This window comes from Arsukibacterium sp., from assembly GCF_036735525.1.
Lineage (GTDB): Bacteria > Pseudomonadota > Gammaproteobacteria > Enterobacterales > Alteromonadaceae > Alishewanella.
The window spans coordinates 1-3,298 of sequence record NZ_DAINOE010000158.1; the positions used below are offsets into that span (position 1 = coordinate 1).

Below are 3,298 nucleotides of genomic sequence, written 5' to 3' on the forward strand. Positions count from 1 at the left end.
GATCCCCCCCGTTGGAATATGAGTGGCATGCGGTAGGTGGATACGACCATCCATGCACTTAAAGGCAATAATAGCCGTTGGGTGAGCAGTCAGATACTGTTGTCGCTGCTCACGCTGCGCCACGCTAATAAAATCTTGATGGTACTTACTGGCAAGTTGTTGCAGCCAGTTAAGTTTATCGCTGATGGGAGCAAGGTGCATGGTCATGCTGCGGTATCCTAGCCTTTGCGTGTTACCAACACTAACACTAACACTAACAGGACAGTCTATCGTCGCAAGGCGACTTTAGTCGCATCTTTAAGAAACAACAGATAAAGACTGGGCAAATAGGCCATCAGGTTTTCGCCTTTAAATTCCTGATAAAAAATTAACCGACTAAGGGCGAAGAATCACGGTTTTCGACTCTATTGATCCTATGGATGTTTCGGCAATTTTGTTAACATGCCGGCATCAAAAGCGTTTCGGGGCATATCATGGCAATTGAATGGATTATCGCATTTCTCTCACTAGGGCTGTTTGCTGGCTTTATGGCAGGATTACTTGGTGTGGGCGGTGGCGGCATAATGGTGCCTATGCTGACCTCTATTTTTTTAGCGCAAGGGCTGGCACCAGACTATGTTGTGCATTTAGCATTGGGCACGTCGATGGCAGCAATTGTAACCACGTCTATAGCCAGTATGCGCGCCCACCATACGCGCGGCGGTGTAATGTGGCCCATTTTGAAAACGATGGCTCCGGGCGTTATTTTAGGCACCTTTGCCGCAACCTTTTTAGCAGCAAAAATAAGCTCACAGCATCTGGCTATTTTTTTCGCACTCTTTATGGGGTATGTCGCGCTAAATATGTTACGGCCGAAGAAGGTGGTTATTGTTGAACCTAAAGCAGCAGGTAAACTAGAACTCACCGCAGTAGGAAGTGGTATTGGTGCAGTGTCGGCCCTGGTGTCTATTGGCGGCGGCTCGTTAACCGTACCTTATTTGAGCTGGCGGGGTATACCACTGAAAAATGCTATTGGCACATCCGCTGCGGTAGGTTTACCAATCTCGCTAGCTGGCGCGCTGGGTTATTTATTAAATGCCCAGCCAGGTTTAGAACTACCTTATGCCTTTGGCATGGTTTATCTGCCCGGTGTACTGCTCATGTCAGCGGCTAGCTTTATTACCGCGCCCTTCGGCGCCAAGCTTGCACATAAACTGCCCGTTGCTTCGTTAAAGAAAGTTTTTGCGATACTGCTAATAATGCTTAGTCTAAAAATGCTGCTGTCGGTTTTGTAGAATCAACAGTCATAGCGGTAACCCGATTGGTTGATTCTTATCTTCGTAGCCAAAGTAGAGAACATTTGCTGAAAAGTTTTCAGCAAGCAGATATACGGTTAACTGTTGTTGGACGAGATGTTCAAAAATACCAAAGGCGTTTTTTACTCCACGAATAAAAAGAGACAGTTAATTTTGCAGACATATAATTGCAAATGCGTACAGCGAAATTTATTGCGCATCATTCCCCAGGCTTCTCAAAAGGGTTACATGAGCGTGCGGTATATCCAATGGCACTGGGTGATATCGGCATTGAACCGGCAGCTTCAGCTGTCTGGCAATAGCAGACTTTATTACGGGCCAACTGCTATATTGTCTGGTCGACAAACTGGTGTACTGGATGCACGGCAAAGCCTGATTGGTAAAGCGGCGCGTTAATTTTCGCTGAACTAACGGGCGCCGCGTTATTTTACTTAGTTGCTGTTGATGTGGAAAAACGCCGGTGGTTTTTGCTGCAGTAAATGCTGCACAAAATAGTCCCAGCGCCGGCGGGTAAAGTAGCTGTCTTCGCGTAAGTCGTGATCTTTATTGGCTAACAGCAATAAATCAACATCGCGGTTTGCCGCCTGAATAGCCGCCGCTAGCCTGAAGCTGTTGGCAGGATTGACATTATTATCCAAATCACCGGTGGCGAGTAACAACTTGCCGCTTAACTGATGTGCCAGCGTCATATTGCTGTTGCTGTCGTAGTGCTCGCCTTCTGCTGGCATACCCATCCACATTTCCGGCCACCAGGCTTTGGACATACGGTGATCATGATTACCGGCCGAGGACACCGCTACCTTGTAAAAATCGCCATATTTTAGCAGCGCTCTTGCTGCATCATAGCCACCGGCAGAATGGCCGTAGGCACCAACCCGGCTTAAATCCAGGTAAGGAAGTCTCGCCGCCAGTTGCTTCAGGCCGCTGATATAATCCGGCCCACCGATATCACCAAGATTTTTATAACTGTGCAAATGAAACGCACGCGAGCGATGTGCAGTACCGAGCGGATCTAAATTCAGTACCACCACACCCAGTTGCGCCAGCGGTGTTTCGGTATTGGCAAAGCCGCGCGAGAAACGCTTGGCACTGACGATAGTATGCGGGCCGGCATACATATGTTGCACCACGGCGTAGCGTTTGGCCGGGTCAAAGTTGACGGGTTTATACAGCAGACCATACAGCGGCGTTTTGCCATCACGTGCCAGCACACTAAAAGGCTCTGGCGGCTGCCAGCCGGTGGCACGCAGCGCGCTGTCATCGGCTACTGCCAGGGTTTGCAGCACAGCGCCATCCAGGCTCTGTCTGATGCTGCTGACAGTGGGCAAATCGACGCGGGAATAACTGTCATAGAAATGCTGCCAGTCGGGCGCCAGATTAACCTGATGATCGGCATATTCCGGTGTCAGCAAAGTCAATCCGCTGCCATCGAGGTTAATCCGGTACAGGTAGCGAAAATACGGATCGCCAGGCTCGCGACCCGACGCCGAGAAATACAGCTGTTGGTTTTGATGATCTATACCGTGCAGCTCACGCACAACAAAGTCGCCGCGGGTCAGTTGCCGGGTTTTACCGCTGCGCTGCTGCAGATATAAATGGTTCCAGCCATCGCGTTCAGAGCTGAAAACAAAATGCTCTGCATCCAACCAGGCGATGCCGTGTTTGTCATAATCGACAAACTGCTCACTGCGCTCCTGCCATTTTACTGTTGCCACACCATCGGTATTAATTTGCCATAAGGTCAGTGCCCGCATGCCACGATCGCGCGCTACCAGATAGAAAAAGCCCTCATCATGCCAGCTGACATCACCCCAGTTTTGCGTGGTTTCAAGCGGCGGTAACTGTGTCAACGTCACCTTGCCACTGACTGTGTCGACCAGTGCCAGTTGATAATGCGAGCGTTGATCGTTACCCGGCAACGCCCGTTTGTACGAGTGCAATACCGCGCTATGGCCCTGCGCTGGCAGGTTTTGCAACATATGCAGACTTGGCATAGTGCGTCT

3 protein-coding genes are annotated in these 3,298 nt (G+C 49.9%); 1 reads left to right on the forward strand and 2 read right to left on the reverse strand.

What is annotated here, in order from left to right:
* Positions 1-207 (reverse strand): hypothetical protein (locus V7D78_RS16560; protein ID WP_333609561.1); only part of this gene is annotated, 207 nt, incomplete at its 3' end.
* A gap of 266 nt (positions 208-473) precedes the next feature.
* On the opposite strand from V7D78_RS16560, the gene V7D78_RS16565 reads away from it, so the two are divergent.
* Positions 474-1,274, forward strand: coding sequence for a sulfite exporter TauE/SafE family protein (locus tag V7D78_RS16565; protein WP_333609562.1), 801 nt, complete (start codon positions 474-476; stop codon positions 1,272-1,274).
* Between the two features lie 452 nt (positions 1,275-1,726).
* Here the strand turns inward: V7D78_RS16565 and V7D78_RS16570 are convergent.
* Positions 1,727-3,298, reverse strand: a 1,572-nt coding sequence (locus tag V7D78_RS16570; RefSeq protein WP_333609563.1) for a S9 family peptidase, incomplete at its 5' end; no start/stop codon positions are given.